Consider the following 26,127-nt stretch of genomic DNA (forward strand, 5'->3'; position numbering starts at 1 on the left):
TTTCACCCTCGATCGAGAGCGAGCTCTCCGACAGCCAACCAAATCAGAGCCCACGGCAGGCCTCCCTCGTGCACCTAGGTGCACGAGGGGCTCGTAGGCCTTCCACCTCCCTGCCCATTCGTGTTCATCATTGATATAAGGCAGAACAACACAGGAGCAGCACGCGTGACCACCTTAGAGTTCATCAATTTAAGGTATTGTGAGCTATCAACGCCTCAGCGCAATGATCTTTACAAATTGCGCAAAAGTACTTTCAATGATCGTTTGGGCTGGAGCGTCTCTATCAGTGGAGAATTCGAATTTGATGATTGGGACAATCAAAACACCACTTACTTGATAGGACAACAAGACGGAAAATTAATATGTGGCGTGCGTTTTACCCCAGCCGATGAGAATCAGATGCTAGCAGGACCGTTCCGAGCATTCTTTTCCCATCCTTTGATAATCGGTGATAATATTCTCGAAGCAAGTCGTCTTTTCATCGACAAAACGCGCGTCCAAGCGCTATCTAAAAATTTTCCTTCTATCTCGCAGCTACTTTTTCTCAGCATGACCAATTTTGGTCTAGATCAGCGACTCCATGGTTTCAGCGCCGTGGTCAGTCGCGGAATGTACAGAATATTCAAGAACAGCGGATGGCATTTTGACGTGCTGGAAGCCGGCTCGTCGGAAAAAGGGGAAGTCGTCTACCTCATTTTCCTGCGCGTAAATACCTTATCACGCCAAGCGATATCTCAAAAAATCACCATGGAACCCAAGTATACTAGCTACCGGGGTTTGCTGGAAAAATGGCCACTCAGCATCAGCCACCCGGCCTCGATCAAGCAGGCCGGCGTAGCCGTCAAGGAACAGGCCGAACTAGCTGCAACTCGATACTCTTGCTAATGGCGTGCTTGGCGTTGGTAACTTCCAACTTGGAAACTACCGACGCCATGTATTTCTTGATGGTCCGTTCCTTGAAACCCAGGATAATGCCGATCTCATGATAGGTTTTACCTTGCGATGCCCAATAGATGACGCTGCGTTCACGCTCGCTAAGGTTGAGCTGCTTGACCGCATTCACTCGAGCATCATCCGAACAAAAGACACTGCTGGCAGCCTGATGCACTTCCATCAACAGCATCTGAAGCTCACCCGCTTGGTGGCGGATGTAATAATCGAACTCTTCGCGTCGATGCTTATCGACGCCACAGACGCTCAACACACCCATTTCACCGAGCGTTCCATGGACGACAAAAGTGTAGCCTGACGAGACATTGAAGTTCCTTGCCTGATGAAAGACCTCATTATCTCTTTCTCCGAGACTCTCGGGATCATCGACGTGCCAGACAAAGGGAGTGACGCGTGTCATTGCATGACGAATCACCGGATCGTTGAGATGGTAACGACCGTAGGTGTAAATTTCCATCCATTCCCTAGGGTAAGTTGAAATGACGAATGGATGGCGGGAAAAACTGCGGTCGGCAAGTAAGTAGGCGAACTTGCCTATATGCTGCTCGGAGACTTCCGTATTCAAATGTTGGCCTGCATCGACCAGCGTCGGATGAGTGGTACCAAGCACGTATTCGCTTTTTGGATTGGTGATCTTGAGCATACCCCCTCCTTAACGTTACCTTTAGTACGCTACCGATACAGGTGGCATGCAATCTCCACCTCCACACTCATATGCTAGCGTAAAGAAGTAACCTCGGCGACACCTACTAAAACCTAATGGATACATGCACCAAACGCAAAAAAATAAGGCGGGCCTCATTGAGAGCCCGCCTTCCACATCGTACTACTTCGAGTACCGCTGCTATTCTTTGCTGTCGAGCCGCAACGCAGTAAACAGCTGGGCATCACCACGGGCGATGCGCACCGCTACGGCGCGGTCACGTGGCAGATCGGCGATGACCTCGCGCAGCTTGTCGACCGAGTCGATCGCTTGGCGATCGATGTCGATGATCACGTCGCCAGGTTGAATACCCGCCTGGCCGGCAGCGCCGTCGGGTAAGACCTGCTGGACCAGTACGCCGTGCTCCACTCCAGCTTCTTCAAGCTGCTCAGGGCTCAGTGGCGATACCGCGATGCCGATGCCGCTCTGCTGAGCGCTGCCTGAATCGCTCTGCGCGGTCTGCTCGCTATCCGGCCAGTCCCCTACCGTCACCTTCAAGCTCCGCTCAGAGCCGTCGCGGAGAATGCCGAGCGTCACTTCGCTGCCGGGCGAGGCGCGACCGATCTCGCGCGGCAGTGCCTCGGAGCTCTCCACCTCGCGGCCATTGACGCTCAGTACGATGTCTCCGGGACGCAGCCCGCCCTTGGCTGCGGGGCCGCCGCTGGCGAGCTGGGAGATCAGCGCTCCGCGTGGCTCACCGAGCCCGAAGGAATCGGCGAGATCACGCGACACTGGCTGGATCACCACTCCCAGCCATCCACGGTGGACACGACCGTCCTGCCTGAGCTGGTCGGCGATATCCATCGCTACGTTGATCGGGATCGCGAACGATAGCCCCATGAATCCGCCACTGCGGGTGAATATCTGGGAGTTGATCCCGACCACCTGGCCCTGCAGGTTGAACAGCGGACCGCCGGAGTTGCCCGGGTTGATCGCGACATCGGTCTGGATGAAGGGGACATAGGCATCGGAGGGCAGGGTGCGGTTGATCGCGCTGACGATACCGGCGGTGACCGAGTGATCGAAGCCGAAGGGCGATCCGATCGCCGCCACCCACTCACCGGTCTGGAGTTCGTCGGAGTTGCCGATCGACAGCACCGGCAGATTGCTGGCATCGACCTTGATCAACGCGACATCCGTCTTGGGATCGGTACCGATCAGCTTTGCGTCCAGCTCGCGACGATCGTTGAGCCTGACCCTGATGGTGTCGGCATCCGCGACGACGTGCGCATTGGTGAGGATGTACCCATCATCGCTGATGATGAAGCCCGAACCCAGCGAACGCAGTTCGCTGCGCGGAGTCGCGCCGCCGCCGGGCGCACCGAACCCCGGTGGCAGCTGGTCACCGAAGAAGCGCCGGAATATCTCGGGAATCTGCTGATCATTCATGCCGCCCCGGGGTGAAGAAGCCTCCCGGGTGGTCGAGATGTTGACCACCGCGGGCGCGGCCCGTTGGACCAGAGCGGTGAAGTTGGGCAGCTGCTGAGTCGCCGCCGCGGGCGGGGAAGAGGTCCCGGCATCCTGGGCGAACGCTGGTTGCTGCATGGCGGCTACGGAGGCAAGCGCCACCATCATCAGGGACAGGGACATCCGTCGCTTCACGACCTGCATCTTGGTTACTCCTGCTGTTTTTCGACTTGTTGACCGATACCGGCCCCAACAACCTTAAAATATTTTTAAGGTTATCTGACCACATTGACTGCCAACGATGGGCGAGGTTCATTCACGGTGGAAAATTCGATCGCCCTCCCTGCACTGGACGCCCATCATCCGCCTGCGCAGGCACCACCCCTTCGGCGACCTGCGCCAGCACCGGATCGGGCACCTCGCCCACCACCACCACCTGATAGCCACTGCCTTTCACCCCCAAATGGCGCACCATCGCCTTGGAAGCGCCAAGCGCGTGCAGGCCCGCCGGCAGCGCCGCCGACTCGAGCCAGGGGCCGACGAAGACGCTGAGACTCGAAAGCCCATCACCATAAAGCCTCGACTCCATTCGTTCCCCAGCGAGTTCCACCGCGGCTTGACCGCGGGCGATGAACCCCGCGGGCAGCCAGGACACGCCCGCATCACCGTCGATAGGCATCGCCGAGTTCACCGCCAGCCGGCCATCGAATCCCTCGAGCTGCTCGAGGCGCACCACCTGAAGGGTCTCCACCACTCGCCCGGCGAGATCAATGGTCAATCGCTTGAGCGGTAGGCCGCTGTGCGAGTCGAGCCAGAAGCGTTGCGCGTATCTGAGCTCATCCATCGGCACCGCATCGATCACGACGACCGGACGATCAGCGATTCTAGCGCGTCCGATGAACTCGAAGCGGTAGTGTTCGGCGAGCGCCGCCGCCGATACGTCCGGAGCCGACAATTGAAGGATACTAGGAAGCCCGCCTTCCAACCGGCGCAGACCAGGCCGCATCTCGCCATCGAGCGCCTTGACCGCCGCACGCTCGCCCTCCTCGTCCACCCCATGCTCGAGCTCGAAGGCCTTCATCCCGGCCGCGCTCGCGCGCACTACCAGCATGCGGTAATTGAAGCAGCGAACTGCGAGCAGGGTACGGGCGAACGACTCCTGTCCAGAGCGCCGATCCAGATAGGCATCCTTCAGGCTCGAGCAGTCGAGGAAGACTTGGCCGGACGGCGAGCGAACTTGCACGTCGCCGCGCGCCTGGAAGGGAAAGGAGAACAGGAGGAAAAAGAAAGTGCCGGCAACCAGGGCGCCGCAACGGGCGCCCGATATACGACCCGCCATCATCAGGGAGCGCTCGACATACCCTCGACGGGCCCGAGGAACCGGGCGGAGGGAGACCATTGGCCCTGCGGCTGGAAATCAGCCTGCTGGGCGTGCTGATCGAAGAAGCCTTGGAGCAGGCGAGCCTGCTGCTGGGTATCGATGCCCTGTTCTTCTCCGTCGAAGACAGGGAACAGTCCACCACTGCGCGCGCCAACCGGCACTACCCCGTCACGCGGCTGGAAGCCGGCGAAGCCGACCGGCGTGGCGCCACCCTGGAGCTGGCCCGCGCCCGGAAAACCGCCGAACCCAGAGGCGTTCTGCGCATTTTCCTCATTGGAGGCGAAGCTCGGAGTATCGGCAGGAGCCTGGCCGACACCCCGGTAGACCTGCACCCCGGTGATCACCATCAGGCTCACCGCAGCGGCCACCGCAGCGCCGCCCATGAAGGAGAACGGCCCGGAGCCGTGGCGTCGCACGCCTTCCTCGCGTCCGGCGGGGGGCTGCTGGGCGTCGATCCGTGCGCGAATGGCGGCGGAGAGATCGACGGTGACGTCGATATCGCGTTCGCGCCGCATCACGCTGCGCGCAACGTGGTAGCGCCGCCATGCGTCACCCTCTTCGGGAGTCTTGGCGAGTGCCCGGAGAACGCGTCTGAGTTCGAGTTCGTCGCCTTCGCCGTCCATCACGGCGGAGAGAGACTCTCTGACCTTTTGATTCATTGCCACATCCTCATACTCGATGCTTTCACGGGTCCACGGTCTGCACAACTAGACATCGAAGACGGAGAAAAGTTTAGTTACATGCATTGATCATCAGTCGAATTCACGCGCGGCGGTCTGGTTCCCACGGCTGAAATCCGGCTCGAGCATGTCCCGGATCCGATGGTCGATCGCCTCGCGAGCGCGGAATATCCGCGAACGCACGGTACCTACCGGGCACTGCATCACGTTGGCGATATCCTCGTAGGCGAGCCCATCGAGCTCGCGCAGGGTAATGGCGGTGCGCAGGTCCTCCGGCAGGTTCTCGATCGCCTCGAACACCGCCGCCTCGAGCTGGTCGCGGGCGATCGCAGCCTCCGGGGTCTCGATGTCGGCGAGCCGGCCGCTCACGTCGAGCACCTCGGCGTCGCTGATGTCCAGGTCGCTGCCCGGCGGGCGCCTGCCCCGGGCCACCAGATGGTTCTTCGCCGTATTGATCGCGATCCGGTACATCCAGGTATAGAAGGCGCTTTCGTTGCGGAACTTGTCCAACGCCCGGTAAGCCTTGATGAAGGCTTCCTGCGCGACGTCGTACACCTCGGCCTGATCGTGCACGTAGCGCCCGATCAGCCCGATGATCTTGTGCTGGTACTTCTTGACCAGCAGGTCGAACGCCCGGCTGTCTCCCGCCTGGGCCCGCTCGACCAGCTGCTGGTCGGTCACCTTGGTCGTCATCGACGTATCCCCTTGAATGCTACCGCCGGAGCCATACCCATGAGGCCTGCGCGATCATCGCGCTGGTGCCGTGCAGGCTCGAATGACAGGCCCTTTGAAGTTCACGGCACGACCCGGCTCCGGGTCGAAAAAAAGATGAAAATGACGAAACGCTACCCTTGTTCCTAGCTTATACCAATGGACCCAACTCAGCCCGACCGTTGGACCCCGGAGTGATCGTTGAGTTCCATGCTAAGATATCGCTCCGATGAATTCGCCCCAGCCGCTCCTTCTGCCGCTGTTTTTCGTCGCTACCTTAAGCTTCGAGCGTCGAGCCAATCCATGACCGACGCCTCATCCCGTCGACAGGTCGAACATGTCAGAACAGCAAGTCAACAACCTCAACGTCCTCGCTCAGGACGTGTTGATCACTCCCGAAGCGCTCAAGCAGTCGCTGCCTCTTGGAGAGCGCGCCGAGCGCACGGTGATAGAGAGCCGTCGTACCATCCAGCGGATCCTCGATCGCGAGGACCCACGCCTTTTGGTCGTGGTCGGTCCATGCTCGATCCATGACGTAGAGGCGGCGCGCGAGTATGCCATGCGCCTGCGCGAGCTCTCCTCCCGCGTCGGTGACGAGCTCTTTCTGGTGATGCGCGCCTATTTCGAGAAACCGCGCACCACCGTGGGCTGGAAAGGCCTGATCAACGATCCCTACATGGACGACAGCTTCGCCATCCAGGACGGCCTCACCATCGCCCGCCGCCTGCTGGTGGAGCTCTCCGAGCTCGGCGTACCGCTGGCCACCGAGGCGCTCGACCCAATCTCGCCGCAGTACCTGCAGGACTGCATCAGCTGGTCGGCGATCGGCGCGCGCACCACCGAATCGCAGACCCATCGCGAGATGGCCTCCGGGCTCTCCGGACCGGTCGGGTTCAAGAACGGTACCGATGGCAGCCTCGACGTCGCGGTCAATGCGCTCAAGTCGGTGGCCCACTCGCACAGCTTCCTCGGCATCGATCAGCGCGGCCAGGTCGCGGTGATCACCACCCGCGGCAACGCCTATGGCCATGCCGTGCTGCGCGGCGGCAACGGCAAGCCCAACTACGATAGCGTCAGCGTCTCGCTGGCCGAGCGTGAACTGGAAAGCGCGGGCCTCAAGCCCAACCTGATGATCGACTGCTCGCACGCCAATTCGAACAAGGATCCGGAACTGCAGCCGCTGGTGATCGAGAACGTCGCCCAGCAGATCCTCGAGGGCAACCGCTCGATCATCGGCCTGATGATCGAATCGAACCTCCACTGGGGGGCGCAGAAGATTCCGGCCGACCGCAGCCAGCTCGCCTACGGCGTATCGGTCACCGACGCCTGCATCGATTGGGCGACCACCGAGGAGCGTCTCACCGAGCTCGCCGACCGACTGCGCGAGCCGCTCAAGCGCCGCATCGCAGGCTGAGCGAAAGCGCTGGCCCCCGGCCCCATGCCTGCCGGGGGCTCAGCCCTGCTCGATACCATCTATTTCGCGCCTGAACGGCGGCAGCGAGTCGAGCAACGACTTGCCATAGCGCTTGGTCAGCACCCGGCGGTCGAGCAGCGTGATCCTCCCACTGTCGACTTCCTTGCGAATCAGCCGACCGCAAGCCTGCACCAGCTTCACCGAGGCATCCGGTACGGTGATCCGCATGAAGGCATTGCCACCCCGGCTTTCGATCCACTCGGCGAGCGTCGCGCCTACCGGATCGTCGGGTACCGCGAACGGCAACCGGGTGATCACCACGTGGGTGAGATAGTCACCCGGCAGGTCGATGCCTTCGGCGAAGCTGGCAAGCCCGAAGATGATGCTGCCCTTGCCTTCATCGATCCGCCTGCGGTGGCGTTCGAGCAGCTCGCGCCGCGGGATCTGGTCCTGGACCAGGATCGACCTGGCACGCTCGCGACTCTCCTCGGCGTCGAACAGCGCCTGCTCCACCGCGCGCAGCTGGCGACGCGAAGAGAACAGCACCAGCACCGCGCCCCGCTCCTCCAGCCCGGCGACGAAGTCGATGATCGAGCGCTCGTGCCGCTCGCGACTGGCGGGGTCGACCGCCTCGCGCGGCACCGAAAGCACCGCGCGGGAATAGTCGAACGGGCTCGGCAGGCGCTGGTAGCGATAGCGGTTGGCAAGCCCCGCGCGCTCCTGGGTACGTTCGAAACCGCCCAGTGCGGTCAGGGTCGCCGAAGTCAGCACCGCACCGAAGCAGCGCCCCCATAGATGCTGGGCGAGGGTCTGGGCGGCACTGACCGGCGAGGCGGCATAGACCAGCTCTTCTCCCGCACCTTCGCGCGGCACTTCGAACTGAAGCCAGCGGGCCTGCGGCGGCTGGTCGGGTTCGACGTCGGTCACCGCGAACGCTTGCCACAGCGCATGCGCCTCGAGCGCACGCCCGTGCAAAAGCGCAATCAGCGGCAGCCACTGTTCCGCCTGCTCGCGAGCGAGCCCGGTCGATTTGTCCGGGTCGAGGCTCTCGCGCAGGATATCGAGAATTCCCTCCAGCGCCCGTGCCAGCGAGGCGAACGGCAGCACCAAGGCACCCGCCAGTTCGCGCAGCGCATCCGGCACCCGGCCCATCTCGAAACGGTGCTGACGCCGAACGCCGTCGTGCACTTCCTGCGCAGGCAACGCCGCCTCGAGACTACGCCCCAATCGCATCGCCTCGTCGAGACGGGGCTCGATCGCGTTCAGCGCCTCGGGCAGCGTGGCGAGCAGGCGTTTGATCACCGGCTGCACCGCAAGCGCGGTGGTCAGGTCGGTCAGCGATTTCTTCAGCAGATTCAGCCAGCGCCCTGCCGCATGCAGCGGCAAGCGCTGGTGGAAGTGATCGAGTGCTTTGTCCGGCAGGTGGTGCGCCTCGTCGAAGACGTAGAAGCACTCCTTCGGCGCCGGCAGCACCATACCGCCACCGAGGGCGAGATCGGCGAGCACCAGGTCATGGTTGGAGACGATCACATCGGCTTCCTCGACGCGCTTGCGAGCGCGGAAGAAAGCGCAGGCGGCGAAGTGGCCACAGCGACGATTGGTGCACTGGCGGTGATCGATGGTCAGCTGGCGCCAATAGCGATCCTCGATCGCCTCCGGCCAGCTGTCGCGGTCACCCTCCCAGCGGCCGTTGGCATAAGCACCGGCCAGCTCGGTGGCCAGCTCAACGAGGCGCTCGTCACCGCTGGCCAGCTGGCGCTCGAACAGCGAAAGCGTGGGGTTGGCCTCGGCGCCGTCGAGCACTTGCTCGAGCCGGCTGAGACACAGGTAGCGCCCGCGCCCCTTGGCCAGGGCGAAATCGAATGCAATCCCGCTGTGCGCCTTGAGCGCGGGCAGGTCCTGGTGAAGCACCTGCTCCTGCAGCGCGACGGTGGCGGTGGAGATCACCAGCCGCTTGCCGCGCGCCTTGGCGATCGGCAGCGCGGCGAGCAGGTAGGCCAGCGTCTTGCCGGTACCAGTGCCGGCCTCGAGCACGCAGATGTGCTGGTTGCCGACCCGGCCTCCCTGCTCGTCGCGCTCGATCCCGCCTAGCGTGCGCGCGATCTCGGCGATCATCAGCTTCTGACCGTAGCGGGGCTTGAGCGCAAGCGCCTCGAGCACCCGCCGATAGGCCTCCTGGATCTCTTGCTTGAGCGCCGGTTCGAGCATCGATTCAGGCACTCGCCACGCAGCCGGGCACGGCACGGTCGGTTACCGAATGGCACACGGCCTGCATGCTCAGAGCAGCCCCTCGGGCGGATGCTCGCAAGGCAGTTTGTCCTTGATGAACGACTCGATCTCCGGCAGCGCGAAGGCATCCTCCTCGCCGACGAAGCTGATCGAAGTGCCCTTCGCGCCGGCACGCCCGGTGCGGCCGATGCGATGGACGTAGTCCTCGGGATCCTCGGGCAAGGTGTAGTTGATCACATGGGAGACATCGGAGATGTGGATGCCGCGTCCGGCGACATCGGTCGCCACCAGCACCGCCACCTTGCCCTCGCGGAACTCCTCGAGGGTGCGAATGCGCTGCTTCTGCGGCACGTCGCCCGAGAGCATGGCCACGTTGATGCCGGCCTTGCGCAGCGTCTCGTCGAGCTCACGGACGACGTACTTCTGGTTGGCGAACACCATCACCCGGTCGAGCTCGTCCTGCTTGAGCAAGTTGGTCAGGAGCCTCACCTTGTCGCGGTCGCTGACCATGTAGACCCGCTGCTCGACGTTGGTCGCGGTCTGGCTCTCGGCCGCTATCTCGACGTAGGCGGCATCGAAGGTCCATTGGCTGGCCAGGTTGAGGATGTCCTGGGTGAAGGTCGCCGAGAACAGGAAGGTCTGGCGCTCCTCCTTCTTCGGCGTCGAGCGGATGATCCGCTTGACGTCGGGAATGAAGCCCATCGACAGCATCCGGTCGGCCTCATCGAGCACCAGCACCTCGACCTGGGAAAGATCGACGTCGCGCTTCTGGTGGAAGTCGAGCAGCCGTCCGGGGGTGGCGATCAGCACGTCGAGGGTCTTCTTCAACTGCTGCTGCTGCTTCTGGTACTCCATGCCGCCGACCGCACTGACCACTTCAAGGTCGGTGTAGCGGGCGAGCTGGCGAGCATCCTTCTCGATCTGCAGCGCCAGCTCCCGGGTCGGGGCGACGATCAGCGCGCGCGGCGCGCCGGGCTTCTGACCGTCCGGGCGCTCTTCTTCGAGGAAATAGGTGAAGATCGAGATCAGAAACGCCGCGGTCTTGCCGGTACCGGTCTGCGCCTTGCCGACCACGTCGCCACCGAGCAGCGTGTGCTTGAGCGCTTCCCCCTGGATCGGGGTGCAGTACTGGAAGCTTAGATCGTTGATCGCCCGCATCAGCGGGGTGGGCAGATCGAAATCCTGGAATCGCCATTGCCCGGCCCGCGGCGGGACCGAGGCAAGCACAGCGGGAGCTGCGCTCGCTGACGGTGTCGGCGGCGCGGCCTGCGTGGCCGGCGTCTCGCTAGCCTGCGCATCGGCAGCTCGCGGTGCCCGCTCGCGCTGCTGGCGACGGGCTTCTCCCGCTGCGTTCTGGCGGGGCTTGCGACGGCGGCGCTTGGGCTTGTGATTTTCGCTCTGGGTCGGCGGTGAGGTCTTTTCCGACTCGCTCATGGCATCTCGATCGGTTGATTGACAAAGGGCGGTCCACCTCCTCGGTCGGGAAGTGGAGACGCGAACTCCCGCGGCACAGCGGGCAACGGGATGCGTGTCGCTCACACGCAGGGCGCTCAGTGTACCAGAGCCCACCCTGAGCGCACGATGTCGACCAATGCGACAGCGCATGCGCTGAATTGGTAGAATCCCATCGACCAACGCACAGCAGTCGACGCCAAGGGCGTCTGTCGACCACCGGCCAGCGAGAGAGCTTGGATGACCCGCAGGAAAAAGACCCGTTCGATCGCCGATCGCGTAACGATCCGCACCGGACGCCGCAAGGACTACAAGAAGTGGCGTCACGAGAACCCCGACCAGGTCGTGTCCTCGCGTCGCTACCTGCAGAAGAAGCGCGACCAGCGCAAGCTCCAGGCGGCACGCAAGCTCGAGCGCCAAAAGGACGCACCGACGCTCGACGTTCACGGTGCGCCACCCAGCGACGAGGGGGACGGTCGCTGAATGAAGCTCGTATCGTTCAACATCAACGGTCTGCGTGCCCGCCCTCATCAGCTCGCCGCACTGGTCGAGAAGCATGCCCCGGACGTGATCGGGCTGCAGGAAACCAAGGTTCACGACGACGAGTTCCCGCTCGAATCCGTGCGTGCGCTGGGCTACCACGTCCACTACCACGGCCAGAAGGGCCACTATGGCGTGGCGATGCTGACCCGCCAGGCACCGCTCGAGGTTCGCTATGGCCTCGACGGCGACACCGAGGACGCCCAGCGGCGGATGATCGCGGTGCGTCTTGAAAGCGAATTCGGCGAACTCACCGTCTACAACGGCTACTTCCCCCAGGGGGAGAACATCGCCCACCCCACCAAGTATCCGTACAAGCGCCAGTTCTACGCTCAGCTCAGCGAAACGCTGGAACGCCGTCACCAGCCCGGCGACGCCATCGCGGTGATGGGGGATTTCAACATCTCGCCCGAGGATCAGGACATCGGTATCGGCGAAGACGCCCGCAAGCGCTGGCTGCGCGAGGGCAAGACCAGCTTCCAGCCAGAGGAGCGGGGCTGGCTGTCGAAGCTCCATCAGTGGGGCCTCGTTGACAGCTATCGCTGCCTGCACCCTCGGTCCGACGACCGCTTCAGCTGGTTCGACTATCGCTCCAAGGGCTTCGAACGCGAGCCCAAGCGGGGGCTGCGCATCGACTTGATCATGCTCTCGGCGACGCTCGCGCCCCACGTCGTCGACGTCGGCATCGACTACCCTCTGCGCGGCATGGAAAGACCCTCCGACCACGCACCGGTCTGGACCGAACTGCGCCGTTGACCCCGGCAGAGGACGATGCCCGCAAGGATCGTCCTCTGCCGGAGCTCCTTTCCCCCCGCTCCCCAGCCCCCACCCGAATCCCCATACCGGCTCGCCAGCCCCCGCCGCCCTGGTTGCACCATCGGCCCGCTTGGGTTCATAGTCGATTCATCGCCGGTATCGACCGGGCGCCGTGACGATAACGACATAAACAGCGGATGAGAGTGGGATGCAGCCAGTCTTCGATGGCCACAACGATGTCTTGCTCAGATTGTGGCAGCTAGCCCATCAGGGTGACGACCCGGTCGCCGCCTTCATCGATGGAACTCCCCAAGGCCAGCTCGACCTGCCCCGCGCGCGGCGCGGTGGGCTGGTCGGTGGCCTTTGCGCGATCTACGTTCCTTCCGACCGTCATGACCTCGCCCCTTCCCGGCCCGACGCCAATGGCCACTACGCAAGCCCCCTCGCCGCTGCGGTGGAGCGTCACCGCGCGCTCGACGTGGCGACCGCTTTCGTCGCGATCGCCAAGCGCATAGAACGTGCGGGCGGCTGGCGACTGTGCACCAGCGTCGACCAGGTAGAGTCGTCGATCGAGGCCGGCGTCTTCGCCGCCGTACTGCACATGGAGGGTTGCGAACCGCTGGATGAAGGGCTCGAGGCGTTGGAGCTGTTTCACGCCGCCGGGCTGCGCTCGCTGGGGCCGGTATGGAGCCGCAACAACGCCTTCGGCCATGGCGTGCCGTTCGCCTTCCCGATGAGCCCGGATACCGGCCCCGGGCTCACCGACGCCGGCCGTCGGCTGGTGCGCGAGTGCGACCGGCTCGGCGTGATGATCGACCTGGCCCACATCACCGAGCGCGGCTTCTGGGACGTCGCCGAGCTCAGCCAGGCACCGCTGGTCGCCAGCCATTCCAATCCCCACGCCCTGGTCCCGGTGGCGCGCAACCTGACCGACCGCCAGCTCGACGCGATCCGCGAGCGCCGGGGGCTGGTCGGGCTCAACTATGCCACCACCATGCTGCGCGCCGATGCCCGGGCCAATCCGGACACTCCGCTGGAGGTACTGCGCCGCCATCTCGACTACCTGATCGAGCGGGTCGGAATCGACTGCGTGGCATTGGGCTCGGACTTCGATGGCGCCCCCATTCCCGCCGGGATCAAGGATGCCGCTGGACTGCCCAACCTGGTCGATACGCTCGCCAACGCCGGCTACGACGCCGCCATGCTCGAGGCGATCTGCCGCGGCAACTGGCTGCGCGTGCTCGATGAATGCTGGCAGGGGCACTGCGACTGAAAGACGTTGGCGACAATCGTGACGACGAGTGATTCTACAACCACGACACAATCACAAGGATCATCGTAATGACCATCGACTGGGGACAACTGCGCCGGCTCCAAGCCTGCCTCGTCATCGCCGCTACGCTCAGCGTGCCCTTCGCCGGGCGCGCCCTGGCCGCGACACCGCCCGATACGCTGGTCCAGGCCTGGGCGATCGACGACATCATCGGGCTGGACCCGGCGGAGGCTTTCGAAATCAGCGCCGCCGAAATGCTCGGCAACAGCTACGACCGGCTGGTGCGCCTCGATATCGACGATCCCTCGCAGCTGGTCAACGACCTCGCCGAGGAGTGGGAAGTCTCCGCAGATGGCCGCACCTTCACCTTCACCCTGCGCGAGGGCATGACCTTCGCCTCGGGCAACCCGATCACCGCCGACGACGTCGCCTGGTCGATCCAGCGCGCGGTGAAGCTCGACAAGAGCCCAGCCTTCATCCTCACCCAGTTCGGCCTGACCCCGGAGAACGTGGAATCGCGCGCGCGCGCCACCGATGCGCGCACCTTCGTGTTCGAGACCGACCAAGCCTATGCGCCGAGCTTCGTGCTCAACTGCCTGACCGCCAACGTCGCCGCAGTGGTCGACCGCCAGCTGGTCGAGGCCGAAGCGCGTGACGGCGACTTCGGCAACGGCTGGCTGCGCACCCACTATGCCGGCTCCGGTCCGATGACCATCCGTGACTGGCGGCCCAACGAGATCCTGGTGCTCGAACGCAACGAGCGCTATCACGGCGAACAGGCCAAGCTCACCCGGGTGATCTATCGCAACGTACGAGAGAGCGCGACGCAGCGGCTGATGCTGCAGTCCGGCGACATCGACGTCGCCCGCAACCTGCAGCCCAACGACCTCGACCAGATCGCCAACCTCGATACCGTGCGAGTGATCAGCGCTCCCAAGGGCACCATCTACTACTTCAGCCTCAACCAGAAGAACCCGGAGTTAGCCAAGCCCCAGGTTCGCGAGGCGTTCAAGTACCTGGTCGACTACGACGGCATCCAGGCGTCACTGATCAAAGGCATCGGCGAGATCCACCAGAACTTCCTGCCCAAGGGCATGCTCGGCGCGAGCGACGAGTCGCCTTACCATCTCGACGTCGACAAAGCCAAGTCGCTGCTCGCCGAAGCCGGCCTCGGCGACGGCTTCTCGATCACCATGGATGTACGCAACACCCAGCCGGTCACCGGTATCGCCGAGTCGGTGCAGCAGACCATGGCCGAAGCGGGCGTGCGACTCGAGATCATCCCCGGCGACGGCGCGCAGACGCTGACCAAGTACCGTGCGCGCAGCCACGACATGTACATCGGCCAATGGGGAGTCGACTACTGGGATCCGAACACCAATGCCGACACCTTCGCCAGCAACCCGGACAACGCCGATGACTCAGGGGTCTCCACCCTGGCCTGGCGCAACGCCTGGGACATCCCCGAGCTGACCGAGGAGTCCCGCGCCGCGGTGCTGGAGTCCGATACCGCTGCGCGCGTCGCGCTCTATGACGACCTCCAGCGCAAGGTTCGCGAGCAGAGTCCCTACGTAATCCTGTTCCAGCAGACCGAGGTCGCCGCAGTCGCCGATGGAGTGCAAGGCTATCGCCTTGGGCCATCGTTCGACACCAACTACGTCTACAACGTCAGCAAGGAGTAGTCCATGGCTGGGCCGAACGCAGTGCTCCAGCCAGCGCTGAGCCGACCGCGACGCGCCCGCGGGCGGCTCTTCGCACTGGTGCGCTTCGTCGTGATGCTCGCCACCACCCTGCTCGGGCTGCTGGCGATGACTTTCTTCATCGGCCGGGTGATCCCGGTCGATCCGGTGCTGGCGGTAGTCGGCGATCGTGCCTCGGCCCAGGTGGTCGAGCGGACCCGGATCGAAATGGGCCTCGACCGCCCGCTGATCGAGCAGTTCGGCATCTACGTCGCCCGGGTGGCGCAGGGCGAGTTGGGCCAGTCGGTGCTGACCAGCCGGCCGGTGCTCGACGATATCTTCCGCGTGTTCCCGGCGACGCTCGAGCTCGCCACCTACGGCACGCTGATCGGCGTGCTGTTCGGCGTACCACTGGGGGTAATGGCGGCGGTACGCAGAGGCGGCCTGATCGACCAGCTGGTGCGCGTCGTCGGCCTGCTCGGCTACTCGATCCCGATCTTCTGGCTCGGCCTGCTCGCGCTGCTGCTGTTCTATGCCAAGCTCGGCTGGGTGTCGGGGCCGGGCAGGATCGATGTGGTGTTCGAGTACACCTTCACACCCTTGACCGGGATCTACTCGCTCGATGCGCTGCTGCGCGGCGATTGGAGCGCCTTCGCCAACATCGTCTCGCACCTGGCGCTGCCGTCGGCGCTGCTCGGCTACTTCTCGCTCGCCTACATCAGCCGGATGACGCGCAGCTTCATGCTTCACGAGCTGTCCCAGGAGTACATCGTCGCCGCCCGCGCCAAGGGCCTCCCGGAGCGAACGATCATCTGGCGCCATGCGCTGCGCAACGCCGCCGTGCCGCTGGTCACGGTGATCGCGCTCTCCTATGCCGGCCTGCTGGAGGGTTCGGTGCTCACCGAGACGGTATTCTCCTGGCCGGGACTCGGACTCTACATCACCAACGCATTGGCGAACGCCGACATGAACGCGGTGCTCGGCGGAACGGTAGTGATCGGCGCGATCTTCATCGGCCTCAACCTGCTCTCCGACCTGCTCTACCGCACCCTGGACCCAAGGACTCGACGCCGATGAACGAACACGCGACGCCCGCCTTGGCGAATTCAACCGCCCAAGTGCCTCGCTCGAGGGGCCAGGCCAGACTGCGCCGCTATAAAGAGCTGTGGTCGAGTTTTTCCTCCAACCGCCTGGCACTGGTGGGGCTTTCGATCATTCTCGCCTTGATCGCGATCGCCCTATTGGCCGATCTGATCGCACCCTACTCGCCCACTACCGGTGGCCTCGGCCAGCGGCTGCTGCCGCCGAGTACCGCGCACTGGCTGGGTACCGACGACCAAGGCAGGGACATCCTCTCACGGCTGATTCATGGCGCACGCCCGACGCTGATGGTGGTATCGCTGGTGATGATCCTCGCCGCCCCGGTCGGCCTGCTGGTCGGTACCGTCGCGGGCTACGCGGGCGGCTGGGTGGACGCGGTGCTGATGCGGATCACCGACATCTTCCTCGCCTTTCCCAAACTGATCCTCGCGCTGGCCTTCGTCGCCGCGCTGGGCCCTGGCATCCAGAACGCGGTGATCGCCATCGCGATCACCTCCTGGCCACCCTATGCGCGTATCGCCCGCGCCGAGACGCTGAGCGTGCGCGACTGCGACTACGTCGCCGCGGTCCGGCTGATGGGCGCCTCGCCGCTGCGCATCGTGCTGCGCCACGTAATGCCGCTGTGCCTTGCCTCGCTGATCGTGAGGGTGACCCTCGACATGGCGGGCATCATCCTCACCGCCGCGGGGCTCGGTTTCCTCGGCCTCGGCGCGCAGCCGCCGATGGCCGAGTGGGGCGCGATGATCGCCTCCGGGCGCCGCTTCATCCTCGATCAATGGTGGGTGGCCGCGGCCCCGGGCGTCGCGATCCTGATCGTGAGCCTCGGCTTCAACCTGCTCGGCGACGGCCTGCGCGACGCGCTCGATCCCAGAGGAGAGCGCGAATGACACCGCTGCTCGAGGTGCAAAACCTGTCGGTTCGCTATCCCAGCCGCCGCGGGCTGATCACCGCCGTGCGCGACGTCTCCTTCACTCTAGGCCGCGAGCGTCTGGGCATCGTCGGCGAATCGGGCTCGGGTAAATCCCAGACCGGCCGGGCGATCATGGGACTGACGCCGCCCCAGGCGAGAATCGAGGCGAAGAGGCTGCGCTTCGACGGCATCGACTTGCTCCAGGCGGCGGCATCGGATCGGCGAAAATTGCGCGGTGCGCGCATGGCGATGGTGATGCAGGACCCCAAGTATTCGCTCAACCCGGTCGCGCGGATCGGCCAGCAGATCGTCGAGGCGCTGCACGCCCAGCGCAGGATCTCCCGCGCCGAGGCCAAGCGCAGAGCGCTCGGGATGCTCGAGGCGGTGAGCATTCGCGACCCCCAACGAGTCTTCGATCTCTATCCCCATGAGGTCTCCGGCGGCATGGGCCAGCGGGCGATGATCGCGATGATGCTGGTCAACCAGCCGGAACTGCTGATCGCGGACGAACCCACTTCCGCGCTCGATGTTACCGTGCAGCTCGAGGTACTCAGGGTGATCGATGACCTGGTCACCCAGCGCGGCATGGGACTGGTGCTGATTTCCCACGACCTGCGCCTGGTCGCCTCCTTTTGCGACCGGGTGCTGGTGATGTACGCAGGCCAGGTGGTGGAGACCCTCGACTCGGCCAGGCTGGATAAGGCGCGCCACCCCTATACCCTCGGCCTGCTCGACTGCGTGCCACAGCTGGACCGGCCACGACATCCGCTGCCGACCCTGGAGCGACGCGCGGAGTGGCTGCAATGAGCAAGATGATCGCCATCGACCGGCTCAGCGTTCGCTACGGCGACTTCACCGCGATCGAAGAGGTCTCATTGGAGGTAGAAGCAGGCAGCGCCTACGGGCTGGTGGGAGAATCGGGCTCGGGCAAGTCGACGCTCTTGCGCGCCATCGTCGGCCTCGCGCCGATCGCCTCCGGCCACATCGAGATCCAGGGCGAACGCCTCTCGCCACGCCGAGCGCGTGCCCAGCGCCGGCGGCTGCAGATGGTCTTCCAGGATCCCTACGCGTCGCTGCATCCTCACCATACCGTCGATCGACTGCTCTCCGAGCCGCTTCAGATCCACCGTGTCGGAGACCAGGACCAACGCATCGCCCGCGTACTCGCAGACGTCGGGCTGAGTGACGCATTCCGGTATCGCTATCCCCATCAGCTCTCCGGCGGCCAGCGCCAGCGCGTGGCGATCGCCCGAGCGCTGATCCTGGAACCCAGCATATTACTGCTCGACGAGCCCACCTCTGCGCTGGACGCCTCGGTGCAGGCCGAAGTGCTCAACCTGCTGGAACGCCTGCGTACGGAGCACGGCCTCACTTACCTGATGGTCAGTCACGATCTCGCCGTGGTCGCCCACCTCTGCGAGCGGCTCAGTGTGATGCGGGACGGCCGGGAGGTGGAAAAACTCGACGTCCAGGCGCTACGCCAGGGCCGTGCCGAAAGCGACTATACCCAGCGGCTGCTGATCGCGAGCCGAGGCTTCGTCCGCGAGGCCCCCGACCACACCCTCGCCCACACCCCCGCCACCCGACCATGAACGACTACCCCGGCCATGGGCCGGGGTAGTCGAAGATGCCAAGCGAACGCGCGTGCTCCGGCTCGCGGCTCAACGCCCTTGCAGTCGGAACTCGATGGGCTGCTCGACGATGCCGGGACGCTGCCGCGGCTGGAAACGCCACTTGGCGATCGCCTCCAGCGCTGCCTGCTCGAACAGCGAACTGCTCGAACTCACCACGCTGATCGAGCCGGGATCGACGCTGCCATCCTGGCGAATGGTGAAGCGCACCACCACGCGCCCTTGCAATCCACGCGAAAGCGCGAGCCGCGGATAGTTGGGTTCGACCCGATTGGTCGCAGCCGGCGGCGACGCCAGTCGCTCTGGCGTGTTGCCCTGCGCCGCAGCGGCGCGGTTCGCCTCGGCGCGGGCGGTAGCCTCGGCTTGGGCCCTCGCTGCGGCCTCGGCTTGCGCCCGAGCCGCGGCTTCAGCTTCGGCACGAGCCGCGGCTTCGGCCTGCTGCGCCTGCCGCTGCGCCTCAGCCGCACGCGCCTGCTCCTGTGCCCTGGCCTGCGCTTGCTGGCGAGCCTGTTCCTGCGCTTGGGCTCTCGCCTGCGCTTCAGCCTGGGCTTGGGCCTCCGCCTGGGCTTGAGCCTCCGCCTGGGCTTGGGCCTCCGCCTGGGCTTGGGCCTCCGCCTGGGCTTGGGCCTCCGCCTGGGCTTGGGCCTCCGCCTGGGCTTGGGCTTCCGCCTGGGCCTGGGCTTCCGCCAGGGCCTGGGCCTCTGCTTGCGCCTGGGCCTCGGCAATAGCGGGATCCTCCACCATCGTCGCGTGGATCACGCCACCGCTCGGCGGCTCGACGACGATCTGGTTCTCCGTCGCGCCCTGCCAGAGCATCAGTGCGACGACGCTTGCATGCACCAGCAGCGCTCCGGCGATCGCGGGCGCACCCCAGCCATTGGCACCGCCGCGATGCGCTGCGATATCACCATCGCTCGCCCCAGGCACCCGTTCGAGCGGAATTTCCTCGCTGCGATCGACCGCCGGACTGATGCCGCTCACCAGTATCCCCGCATCCGGCAGCCGAGTATCGATCACCATGCCGGAAGGAACTTCCGCGCCAAGAGGAGCGAGCAACAAGCGCGGCTGAGCGCGCTCTGCGTCGTCGAACTGGCCGAAGAAGAGGCCACCGCTCAAGGCTGGTTGCTGGTAACGGGACATTCTCGGTGCCTTTAGTTGCCGGAGCCTGGCTCGGAGACCAATCCCACGTTGGGAACTCCGGCGCTCTGGAGGGTCGCCATCAGGGTGATGACCTGGCCATAGGAGACGTTGCGATCACCACGCACCATCACGGGTGTCTGAGGCTGTTCGGCGAGCACGCTCTGCACCTGGGCACCGAGGCTTTCCAGAGATACCGGCGTGTTGTCGCCGTCGCGGCTCATGTAGTACTCGCCGTTGCTGTCGACCGAGACGATCAGCGGCGGGGTATCGCTATCGATCGGCTCGGCGCTGGCCTGCGGCAGCTCGACTTCGACACCCTGGTTCATCATTGGCGCGGTGATCATGAAGATCACCAGCAGCACCAGCATGACGTCGATGAATGGAACGACGTTGATCTCGCTGGAAAGCTTGCGCTTGCCGCGCCGGCTGAAGGGTCCATGCATGGCGGCTACTCCTCAGGCGGCTTCTTTGCGCACTCGACCGCTGTGCAGATTGCGATAGAGGATCGAATAGAACTCCTCGGCGAAATCCTCGTAGCGGCCGAGCAGACGCTCGGAAGTCGAGGTGAAGCGGTTGTATGCGATAACCGCGGGAATCGCCGCGAACAGCCCCATCGCGGTCGCTACCAGCGCCTCGGCGATCCAGGGAGCGACGGTCGCGAGAGTCGCCTGCTGGGCGTAGGAAAGCGATTGGAACGACCCCATGATCCCCCAGACGGTGCCGAACAGGCCGATGTACGGGCTGGACGAGGAGATCGACGCGAGAATCGGCAGGTGCTGCCCGAGACGCGCCTCTTCACGCGAGAGCGCCACGCGCATCGAGCGCTCTACCCCGGCGAGCACAGATGCATCGTCACGGGACTTCGGCAGCAGCCGGTTGAACTCACGAAACCCTGCGCGGAACAGATGCGCTGCACCCTCGGGCTGCTCCGGCACTTCACGGTAGAGCTCGTTGAGATCGACCCCGGACCAGAAGCGCGTTTCGAACGACTCGAACTCGCGATGGGCGCGACGAATGGCAGCGCCGCGACGGAAGATCAGCACCCAGGAGACGATCGAGAACAGGATCAGGATCGCCATCACCACTTGCACCACCCCGCTGGCCTGCATGATCAGCGAGACGATCGACATCGAGTGCTCTACCGGTACCGTTTCATTCATGGTCAATCTCTGTAATGTACGTTCGACGTAACGGGCGCAAGATAATCTAAATGCTAACAATTATCAAACGACCCAGAGAGGCAATACTGGCGCGACGAAGGGAGAGCTCCCATGGCGGACGCAGCCAGATACCGGCGCCGAGCGACGCCGCGAAATAGTGTAGCACGGCCACTCTCGAGACCAAGAGCCGAGTCCAAAGCGCAGGTCGATGCGCTAGGCTTGAGCGTTTCACGCCAGGACCGGCGACTCACCCGCGATGGAGATCCTCTGATGCATTCATTCGACAACGGCCCCGAGACCCTGGTCGACCAGATACTCGAAGCGCTGCTCGCCACCGCCCCGCTGGCGCGGCTCGACATCGGCAGCGGTGGCCGAGTGCTGATGCGCGACGACTGGTCGCCGCAGTCGGGCAAAGTGGCCTTGATCTCGGGAGGAGGCGCAGGCCATGAACCCGCCCACGCCGGATTCGTCGGCCACGGTATGCTGACCGCAGCGGTCATCGGCGATCTGTTCGCCTCCCCCAGCGTCAGCGCTATCGACGAGGCGATAGGCGCGATCTGCGGGGACGCCGGCTGCCTGTTGATCGTGAAGAACTATACCGGGGACCGGCTCAACTTCGGCCTCGCCGCCGAACGAGCGCGCGAACGGGGTCTCGAGGTGGAGATCGTATTGGTCGGTGACGATGTCGCCCTCCCCGGGGCGGCTCAACCGCGCGGCATCGCAGGTACGGTGCTGGTGCACAAGATCGCGGGCTTTCATGCCGAGCGCGGCGAAAGCCTCGCTGAAGTCGCCCGGGCCGCCCGCGAAGCGGCCGCGCGAATGCGTACGATCGGACTGGCCCTCAGCGCGGCCCGACTGCCAGGAAGGCCAGTGCGTGAAAGCGAACCGGCGCTCGGGCTCGGTATCCATAACGAAGCAGGGGCGCGCAGCGTCGCGCCAACCTCCGCGGCGCAGGCCGTAGCGCTGGTGCTCGACGCACTCGCCGTGAACGGCGGACAGCAGCGCTGGATCGTACTGCTCAACGACCTCGGCGGCTGTTCCCCTCAAGAGCGCGCGCTGCTGACCAGCGAGGTGCTGGATCAGCTCGGCCTGGCGCGCATCGCCCGCTTGGTCGGCGCAGCCCCCTTGATGAGCGCACTAGACATGCATGGCTTCTCGCTGACGCTGCTGGACAGCACTCCCGCGCTGATCGAGGCGCTCGAAGCCCCGGTCAGGGTGCCGGCCTGGCCCGGCGTGATCACCCCGCATGCCGCGCAGACCAGAACCGCTGCCAGAAGCACCCCCGACCGGCAACCCCTCGGCCGGCGCAACGCCGGGCGGGAGGCGCTGATCCGCGCGGTGGCCGAGCGCCTCATCGAGTCGCGCGACGAACTCGACCGGCTGGATGCGCACAGCGGCGACGGCGATGCTGGAAGTACCTTCGCCGCCGGCGCGACGGCGCTGCTCCAGGCACTCGACGCAGGAACCCTGCCGAGTGGCGAAGACGCAGCGCTATGGCGTGCGGTCGCGGCGCTGCTGGAGGCGAGGATGGGAGGGTCGAGCGGCGTGCTGCTGTCGATTCTGCTCACCGCCGGTGCAGCACGCCTGGCCGCGGGGGGCGACTGGCTTGAAGCGCTGGAGACCGGCGTCGAGCGGATGCGGTGGCACGGCGGTGCCGCACCTAACGACCGGACCCTACTCGACGCGCTGATCCCGGCGCTGCACGCACTGAACGAAGGCGGCGGTCTGGATGCCGCAGCGCAGGCCGCCAGGCATGGCGCCGACGCCACCGCCTCGATGCAGGCGCGGGCGGGGCGCGCCGCCCAGGTACCCGAAGCGGCCCAGCGGGGCCATGTCGATCCGGGTGCCGAAGCTATCGCCCGGGTGTTCGAGAGCCTCGTCTCGCAGCAGTCTGGCACGCGGCCCTGAGCCGCTCAGTCCCCGGTCGCCACCGGGCGCCCCGGGGTGCGGCTCCATTCGCTCCACGAGCCTGGATAGAGCCGGGGCAAAGGCAACCCGGCGATCGCGTGGGCAAGGATCAGCTGGCAGGCGCTCACCCCCGAGCCGCAGTAGCCGATCACATCTTCGCCTTCGGGCAGCAGCGCGCGCAGCGCAGCGGCGTCTCTCCAGCGCCCGGTCGAGCCGAGCGTCGCGCTGCTCGGCAGGCTTCGGGCGCGGGGAATGTGCCCGGCGATCGGGTCGAGCGGTTCGACCTCGCCGCGAAAGCGCTCGGGCGCCCGGGCGTCCAGCAGCACCGCCTGGCCGCTGGCGACCTCGTCGGCGCTGGCGATCATCGAGTCATCGAAGGTCGGCTGCCAATCGCTGGCCACCACCGTGGCATCGGGCTCGCCATGGTCGACGGGCAGGCCCGCCTCGCACCACGCCTGCCAACCGCCATCGAGCAGATGAACGTTGCGATGCCCGGCCCAGCGCAGCATCCACCATGCCCGGGCGGCAGCGATCTGGCCGCCGGTGTCGTCGTAGACGACGACCCTTCGGTCCGGCTCGACCGCATGGGTTCGGAGCGTCTCGGCGAAGCGCTCGGCGCTCGGCAGCGGATGGCGTCCACCGACGCCGTCCTCGCGCATCGGCGCCGATAGATCACGATCGAGATCGAGATGATCAGCACCGGGCAGGCGGGCTTCGCGCCAAGCGGCACGCCCGGCGCCGGTGTCGTTGAGTCGCGCCCGGCAGTCGAACAGCAGCGGCGGCGAGGATTCGGTGAGCCAGCCCTCGAGGGTGGGAACGTCGACCAGCGGTGAATGCATGGAAGCTCCTCTTTGGTTTGCCTTCATCGCCGATGATGCGCTCACTGCGCCTCTCCGCCAAGGTTCAGGCGGGCTCGATCGGCGCGCGGGCGGCGAGCAGGCGCCGCTTGCCGGCGGTCGAGAAGCGTACCTCCAGGATGCAGCGCTCCCCCTCCCCTTCGACCAGCTCGATCTCGCCGCGCCCGAAGGTGGCGTGCTCGATCCACTCGCCAGGACGCCAGCCTCCCGGCAGCGACGGGCGATCACCCTGGCGCAGCGCCAGCGCCTGACCGAAGGCGTGGAGGTAGCGTTCCACCAGCGCAGGATCGGACACTGCGATCGGTGCATTCGCCCCCGCCACCATCGCCTCGGCGACCGCGGTGCAGGCCTCCCAGCCGCTCTCGGCGAGGAACCGGCTCGGGCGACGCTCACCACCGTCGTCGAACAGCGCGAGGCGCTCCTTGGCCCTGGTGACCGCGACGTAGAACAGCCGGCGCTCCTCTTCCAGCCCCGAAGGGGTCAGCGGCATTTCACGCCCATAGAGCGGGCAATCCTCCTCGTTGAGCCCCCACACCGCGACCAGCGGCCACTCGAGCCCCTTGGCGCCATGGATGGTCGAGATCACCACGCCGTCGGTACGCGCCTCCACCGGATTCTTCAACAGCGCGACGAAGGCGGCGGTATCGTCGGCGAGCTCTCCGGCCTGCTCGAGCAGCACGTCGAGCAGGCGCACGTCCTCCTCGCCTTTCTCCCTGCGCGCGGCGGCGCGACGCAGCAGCTTCTCCGCATCGAGGGTCTCGATCACCTTGGCGAGCAGCCGGGCCGGCGACCACTGGGCCAGCCGCGGCAGCTCGCACAAAAGCGACCAGCGCTTCTTCAGGTTGCGCCGCTGGATCGGTTTGAGCCCTTCCAGCAGCGCATCCTCGCGGGCCAGCCATCGCTGCGACTCGGCCAGTCGATGGCAGATCCGCTCGAGGCGCTCTCGAGCGACGAAGGTGGACGGCTGGGAGAACAGCAACATCAGATGCGCAGGATCGGCGAGCAGCCGCGGCTGCAGCGCAAGCTCGAGGTAGCCGGCGAGCGCGCGGACCAGCGGCAGGCGGAAGACGAAGCGATCCTCGCGGCCGAGCTGGAAGGGAATGCCTGCGCGCAGCAGCCGCAGCTGCACCGGCACGCTCAGCGTCCAGCTGCGCACCAGTACCGCCGCCTGGTCGAGCGGACGGCCCTGGTCGAGCCAAGCTTCGAGCGTCTCGATCAGCGCCCTCGCTCCGCTTCGGGCCTCGATCGTCGTCTGCGGCGTGCCCGGTGCGGCGAGCGTGAGCTGGTCGGGCCGGCGGCGATTGGCGGCAATCGCATGGTTGGCGAGCAGCGCCAGCGCGTGACCGTGGCGAAAGGTGTAGGAGAGCGGATAGTCGGTCGGTTTGCCGAAGCAGCGGTCGAAGCGCTCGAGCATCGCATCGACCCTGGCACCGCGCCATTCGTAGATGCACTGGTTGGCATCGCCCACCGCCATCACCTCGCCATGGGGGGCGGCGAGCAGCGCCAGCAGGCGCAGCTGCGCCTCGTTGATGTCCTGGTATTCATCGACGATCACATGGTCGAGGAAACCCTGGATCCGCAAGCGCAGAGATGGATCGCGCGCCAGCGCCCGCAGCGGGTGATGCAGCAGATCGGCGTAGGTCATCAGCCCCTGCGCCTCGAGCAGTGACTCATGCATTCGATAGGCGGTGGGGAAATGGCGCGTCTCGGCCCCGAAGTCGTCGCTCTCGACCATCTGCTCCGGCGCTACCAGCTCGCCCTTGACCCGCTCGCAGAAATGACCGAACGCCTCGAGCCGCTCGGGTTCGAGCGCCTCCTCGCCGAGCTCGGGATACTCCTCGAGGGTACGTATCATCGCTTGGCGGGCGAGCCGCTCGCGCTGCCACTCCGCTTCGATCAACCGCCGTGCCGGCAGCACCCCCCAGCGGGTCAGCGAGCCGCATAGACGATGCCCGATCGAGTGGAAAGTGCGCACCCGGGGCAGCCGCTGTCCCGGTGCGGCGAGGCTCTGGAGACGGGTGGCGAACTCGTCGCGGGCCGCACGGTTGAACATCAATACCAGCATCCGCTCGGGGTCGGCACCATCGTCGAGCAGCGCCATGACCCTGGCGGCCAGGGTCGAGGTCTTGCCGGCCCCCGCCACCGCAGCGACACGGGCATGTCCCCGGCGGTGGGCGACGACCGCGCGCTGCTCTTCGGTCAGCCGCTCGAGCAGCGCTGAGCGCGTGGCGCTGGGGTTCACCG

The 26,127-nt window shown here is 65.3% G+C and carries 23 protein-coding genes; 11 read left to right on the forward strand and 12 right to left on the reverse strand.

What is annotated here, in order from left to right:
- The first annotated feature begins 165 nt into the window (after positions 1-165).
- The gene (locus Q376_RS24240) at positions 166-885 is read left to right on the forward strand and encodes an acyl-homoserine-lactone synthase (RefSeq protein ID WP_162177888.1); all 720 of its coding nucleotides are present in this window, start codon (positions 166-168) and stop codon (positions 883-885) included.
- Here the strand turns inward: Q376_RS24240 and Q376_RS0106480 are convergent.
- The 5 genes from Q376_RS0106480 to rpoE form a co-directional block, all read right to left on the reverse strand.
- The gene (locus tag Q376_RS0106480; protein WP_052365007.1) at positions 842-1,594 is read right to left on the reverse strand and encodes a helix-turn-helix transcriptional regulator; all 753 of its coding nucleotides are present in this window, start codon (positions 1,592-1,594) and stop codon (positions 842-844) included. The two genes, Q376_RS24240 and Q376_RS0106480, sit on opposite strands and share 44 nt — an antisense overlap.
- 201 nt (positions 1,595-1,795) lie before the next feature.
- Entirely contained in the window at positions 1,796-3,265 is a 1,470-nt protein-coding gene (locus Q376_RS21610) for a DegQ family serine endoprotease (protein WP_043446521.1), read from the reverse strand.
- A gap of 112 nt (positions 3,266-3,377) precedes the next feature.
- The gene (locus Q376_RS23965) at positions 3,378-4,403 is read right to left on the reverse strand and encodes a MucB/RseB C-terminal domain-containing protein (RefSeq protein ID WP_052365008.1); all 1,026 of its coding nucleotides are present in this window, start codon (positions 4,401-4,403) and stop codon (positions 3,378-3,380) included.
- Entirely contained in the window at positions 4,403-5,101 is a 699-nt protein-coding gene (locus tag Q376_RS23970; RefSeq protein ID WP_052365009.1) for a sigma-E factor negative regulatory protein, read from the reverse strand. Before Q376_RS23970 ends, Q376_RS23965 begins: the two co-directional genes overlap by 1 nt.
- Positions 5,102-5,194: 93 nt before the next feature.
- On the reverse strand, positions 5,195-5,815 hold the full coding sequence (gene rpoE, locus Q376_RS0106500) for an RNA polymerase sigma factor RpoE (protein ID WP_027349638.1): 621 nt from the start codon (positions 5,813-5,815) through the stop codon (positions 5,195-5,197).
- 355 nt (positions 5,816-6,170) lie between these two features.
- On the opposite strand from rpoE, the gene Q376_RS0106505 reads away from it, so the two are divergent.
- Positions 6,171-7,247, forward strand: coding sequence for a 3-deoxy-7-phosphoheptulonate synthase (locus Q376_RS0106505; protein WP_027349639.1), 1,077 nt, complete (start codon positions 6,171-6,173; stop codon positions 7,245-7,247).
- Positions 7,248-7,286: 39 nt separating this feature from the next.
- On the opposite strand, the gene dinG is transcribed toward Q376_RS0106505, so the two are convergent.
- Positions 7,287-9,455, reverse strand: coding sequence for an ATP-dependent DNA helicase DinG (dinG, locus tag Q376_RS0106510; RefSeq protein WP_027349640.1), 2,169 nt, complete (start codon positions 9,453-9,455; stop codon positions 7,287-7,289).
- Positions 9,456-9,524: 69 nt separating this feature from the next.
- Complete coding sequence (rhlB, locus tag Q376_RS0106515; RefSeq protein WP_027349641.1) at positions 9,525-10,910, reverse strand: ATP-dependent RNA helicase RhlB; 1,386 nt, start codon at positions 10,908-10,910, stop codon at positions 9,525-9,527.
- 258 nt (positions 10,911-11,168) lie between these two features.
- Here rhlB and Q376_RS0106520 point away from each other — a divergent pair, with 258 nt between their 5' ends.
- The 8 genes from Q376_RS0106520 (at position 11,169) to Q376_RS21625 (ending at position 18,779) form a co-directional block, all read left to right on the forward strand.
- Entirely contained in the window at positions 11,169-11,411 is a 243-nt protein-coding gene (locus Q376_RS0106520; RefSeq protein ID WP_027349642.1) for a hypothetical protein, read from the forward strand.
- Positions 11,412-12,224: an exodeoxyribonuclease III gene (gene xthA, locus Q376_RS0106525; RefSeq protein ID WP_027349643.1), complete on the forward strand. Its 813-nt coding sequence runs from the start codon at positions 11,412-11,414 to the stop codon at positions 12,222-12,224.
- Between the two features lie 208 nt (positions 12,225-12,432).
- The gene (locus Q376_RS0106530; RefSeq protein ID WP_027349644.1) at positions 12,433-13,497 is read left to right on the forward strand and encodes a dipeptidase; all 1,065 of its coding nucleotides are present in this window, start codon (positions 12,433-12,435) and stop codon (positions 13,495-13,497) included.
- 68 nt (positions 13,498-13,565) lie between these two features.
- Positions 13,566-15,179, forward strand: coding sequence for an ABC transporter substrate-binding protein (locus tag Q376_RS0106535; protein WP_043446524.1), 1,614 nt, complete (start codon positions 13,566-13,568; stop codon positions 15,177-15,179).
- Positions 15,180-15,182: 3 nt separating this feature from the next.
- Positions 15,183-16,253: an ABC transporter permease gene (locus Q376_RS0106540; RefSeq protein ID WP_043446527.1), complete on the forward strand. Its 1,071-nt coding sequence runs from the start codon at positions 15,183-15,185 to the stop codon at positions 16,251-16,253.
- Positions 16,250-17,164: a nickel transporter permease gene (gene nikC / locus Q376_RS0106545; RefSeq protein WP_052365010.1), complete on the forward strand. Its 915-nt coding sequence runs from the start codon at positions 16,250-16,252 to the stop codon at positions 17,162-17,164. The genes Q376_RS0106540 and nikC overlap by 4 nt, the downstream gene beginning before the upstream one ends.
- Complete coding sequence (locus Q376_RS0106550) at positions 17,161-17,994, forward strand: ABC transporter ATP-binding protein (RefSeq protein ID WP_027349648.1); 834 nt, start codon at positions 17,161-17,163, stop codon at positions 17,992-17,994. The genes nikC and Q376_RS0106550 overlap by 4 nt, the downstream gene beginning before the upstream one ends.
- Positions 17,991-18,779 (forward strand): ABC transporter ATP-binding protein, encoded by a 789-nt coding sequence (locus Q376_RS21625; protein ID WP_052365011.1) that lies wholly within the window; start codon positions 17,991-17,993, stop codon positions 18,777-18,779. Before Q376_RS0106550 ends, Q376_RS21625 begins: the two co-directional genes overlap by 4 nt.
- Positions 18,780-18,848: 69 nt before the next feature.
- On the opposite strand, the gene Q376_RS23975 is transcribed toward Q376_RS21625, so the two are convergent.
- Genes Q376_RS23975 through tolQ form a run of 3 tightly spaced genes read right to left on the reverse strand, consistent with a single transcriptional unit; the run spans position 18,849 to position 21,118 of the window.
- Complete coding sequence (locus Q376_RS23975; RefSeq protein ID WP_155834180.1) at positions 18,849-19,958, reverse strand: energy transducer TonB; 1,110 nt, start codon at positions 19,956-19,958, stop codon at positions 18,849-18,851.
- 11 nt (positions 19,959-19,969) lie between these two features.
- Positions 19,970-20,401, reverse strand: coding sequence for a protein TolR (tolR, locus tag Q376_RS0106565; protein ID WP_027349649.1), 432 nt, complete (start codon positions 20,399-20,401; stop codon positions 19,970-19,972).
- Between the two features lie 12 nt (positions 20,402-20,413).
- Positions 20,414-21,118 carry a protein TolQ gene (tolQ, locus tag Q376_RS0106570; RefSeq protein WP_027349650.1) on the reverse strand — a complete coding sequence of 235 codons (705 nt, stop codon included), beginning with the start codon at positions 21,116-21,118 and terminating at the stop codon, positions 20,414-20,416.
- Positions 21,119-21,388: 270 nt separating this feature from the next.
- On the opposite strand from tolQ, the gene Q376_RS0106575 reads away from it, so the two are divergent.
- Complete coding sequence (locus Q376_RS0106575; protein WP_043446531.1) at positions 21,389-23,026, forward strand: dihydroxyacetone kinase subunit DhaK; 1,638 nt, start codon at positions 21,389-21,391, stop codon at positions 23,024-23,026.
- A gap of 5 nt (positions 23,027-23,031) precedes the next feature.
- On the opposite strand, the gene Q376_RS0106580 is transcribed toward Q376_RS0106575, so the two are convergent.
- Both Q376_RS0106580 and Q376_RS0106585 read right to left on the reverse strand, forming a co-directional pair.
- Positions 23,032-23,865 (reverse strand): sulfurtransferase, encoded by an 834-nt coding sequence (locus Q376_RS0106580; RefSeq protein ID WP_027349652.1) that lies wholly within the window; start codon positions 23,863-23,865, stop codon positions 23,032-23,034.
- Positions 23,866-23,929: 64 nt separating this feature from the next.
- Positions 23,930-26,125 carry an ATP-dependent helicase gene (locus Q376_RS0106585; RefSeq protein ID WP_245598912.1) on the reverse strand — a complete coding sequence of 732 codons (2,196 nt, stop codon included), beginning with the start codon at positions 26,123-26,125 and terminating at the stop codon, positions 23,930-23,932.
- Positions 26,126-26,127: the final 2 nt, after the last annotated feature.

The sequence above is a fragment of the Halotalea alkalilenta DSM 17697 genome (genome assembly GCF_000621205.1).
GTDB lineage: Bacteria > Pseudomonadota > Gammaproteobacteria > Pseudomonadales > Halomonadaceae > Halotalea > Halotalea alkalilenta.

Bases quoted from the DNA above. Each gene is read 5' to 3' on its own strand.
- Q376_RS0106480 (WP_052365007.1), bottom strand. From the start codon at position 1,594: ATGCTCAAGATCACCAATCCAAAAAGCGAATACGTGCTTGGTACCACT.
- Q376_RS21610 (WP_043446521.1), bottom strand. From the start codon at position 3,265: ATGCAGGTCGTGAAGCGACGGATGTCCCTGTCCCTGATGATGGTGGCG.
- Q376_RS23965 (WP_052365008.1), bottom strand. From the start codon at position 4,403: ATGATGGCGGGTCGTATATCGGGCGCCCGTTGCGGCGCCCTGGTTGCC.
- Q376_RS23970 (WP_052365009.1), bottom strand. From the start codon at position 5,101: ATGAATCAAAAGGTCAGAGAGTCTCTCTCCGCCGTGATGGACGGCGAA.
- rpoE (WP_027349638.1), bottom strand. From the start codon at position 5,815: ATGACGACCAAGGTGACCGACCAGCAGCTGGTCGAGCGGGCCCAGGCG.
- Q376_RS0106505 (WP_027349639.1), top strand. From the start codon at position 6,171: ATGTCAGAACAGCAAGTCAACAACCTCAACGTCCTCGCTCAGGACGTG.
- dinG (WP_027349640.1), bottom strand. From the start codon at position 9,455: ATGCTCGAACCGGCGCTCAAGCAAGAGATCCAGGAGGCCTATCGGCGG.
- rhlB (WP_027349641.1), bottom strand. From the start codon at position 10,910: ATGAGCGAGTCGGAAAAGACCTCACCGCCGACCCAGAGCGAAAATCAC.
- Q376_RS0106520 (WP_027349642.1), top strand. From the start codon at position 11,169: ATGACCCGCAGGAAAAAGACCCGTTCGATCGCCGATCGCGTAACGATC.
- xthA (WP_027349643.1), top strand. From the start codon at position 11,412: ATGAAGCTCGTATCGTTCAACATCAACGGTCTGCGTGCCCGCCCTCAT.
- Q376_RS0106530 (WP_027349644.1), top strand. From the start codon at position 12,433: ATGCAGCCAGTCTTCGATGGCCACAACGATGTCTTGCTCAGATTGTGG.
- Q376_RS0106535 (WP_043446524.1), top strand. From the start codon at position 13,566: ATGACCATCGACTGGGGACAACTGCGCCGGCTCCAAGCCTGCCTCGTC.
- Q376_RS0106540 (WP_043446527.1), top strand. From the start codon at position 15,183: ATGGCTGGGCCGAACGCAGTGCTCCAGCCAGCGCTGAGCCGACCGCGA.
- nikC (WP_052365010.1), top strand. From the start codon at position 16,250: ATGAACGAACACGCGACGCCCGCCTTGGCGAATTCAACCGCCCAAGTG.
- Q376_RS0106550 (WP_027349648.1), top strand. From the start codon at position 17,161: ATGACACCGCTGCTCGAGGTGCAAAACCTGTCGGTTCGCTATCCCAGC.
- Q376_RS21625 (WP_052365011.1), top strand. From the start codon at position 17,991: ATGAGCAAGATGATCGCCATCGACCGGCTCAGCGTTCGCTACGGCGAC.
- Q376_RS23975 (WP_155834180.1), bottom strand. From the start codon at position 19,958: ATGTCCCGTTACCAGCAACCAGCCTTGAGCGGTGGCCTCTTCTTCGGC.
- tolR (WP_027349649.1), bottom strand. From the start codon at position 20,401: ATGCATGGACCCTTCAGCCGGCGCGGCAAGCGCAAGCTTTCCAGCGAG.
- tolQ (WP_027349650.1), bottom strand. From the start codon at position 21,118: ATGAATGAAACGGTACCGGTAGAGCACTCGATGTCGATCGTCTCGCTG.
- Q376_RS0106575 (WP_043446531.1), top strand. From the start codon at position 21,389: ATGCATTCATTCGACAACGGCCCCGAGACCCTGGTCGACCAGATACTC.
- Q376_RS0106580 (WP_027349652.1), bottom strand. From the start codon at position 23,865: ATGCATTCACCGCTGGTCGACGTTCCCACCCTCGAGGGCTGGCTCACC.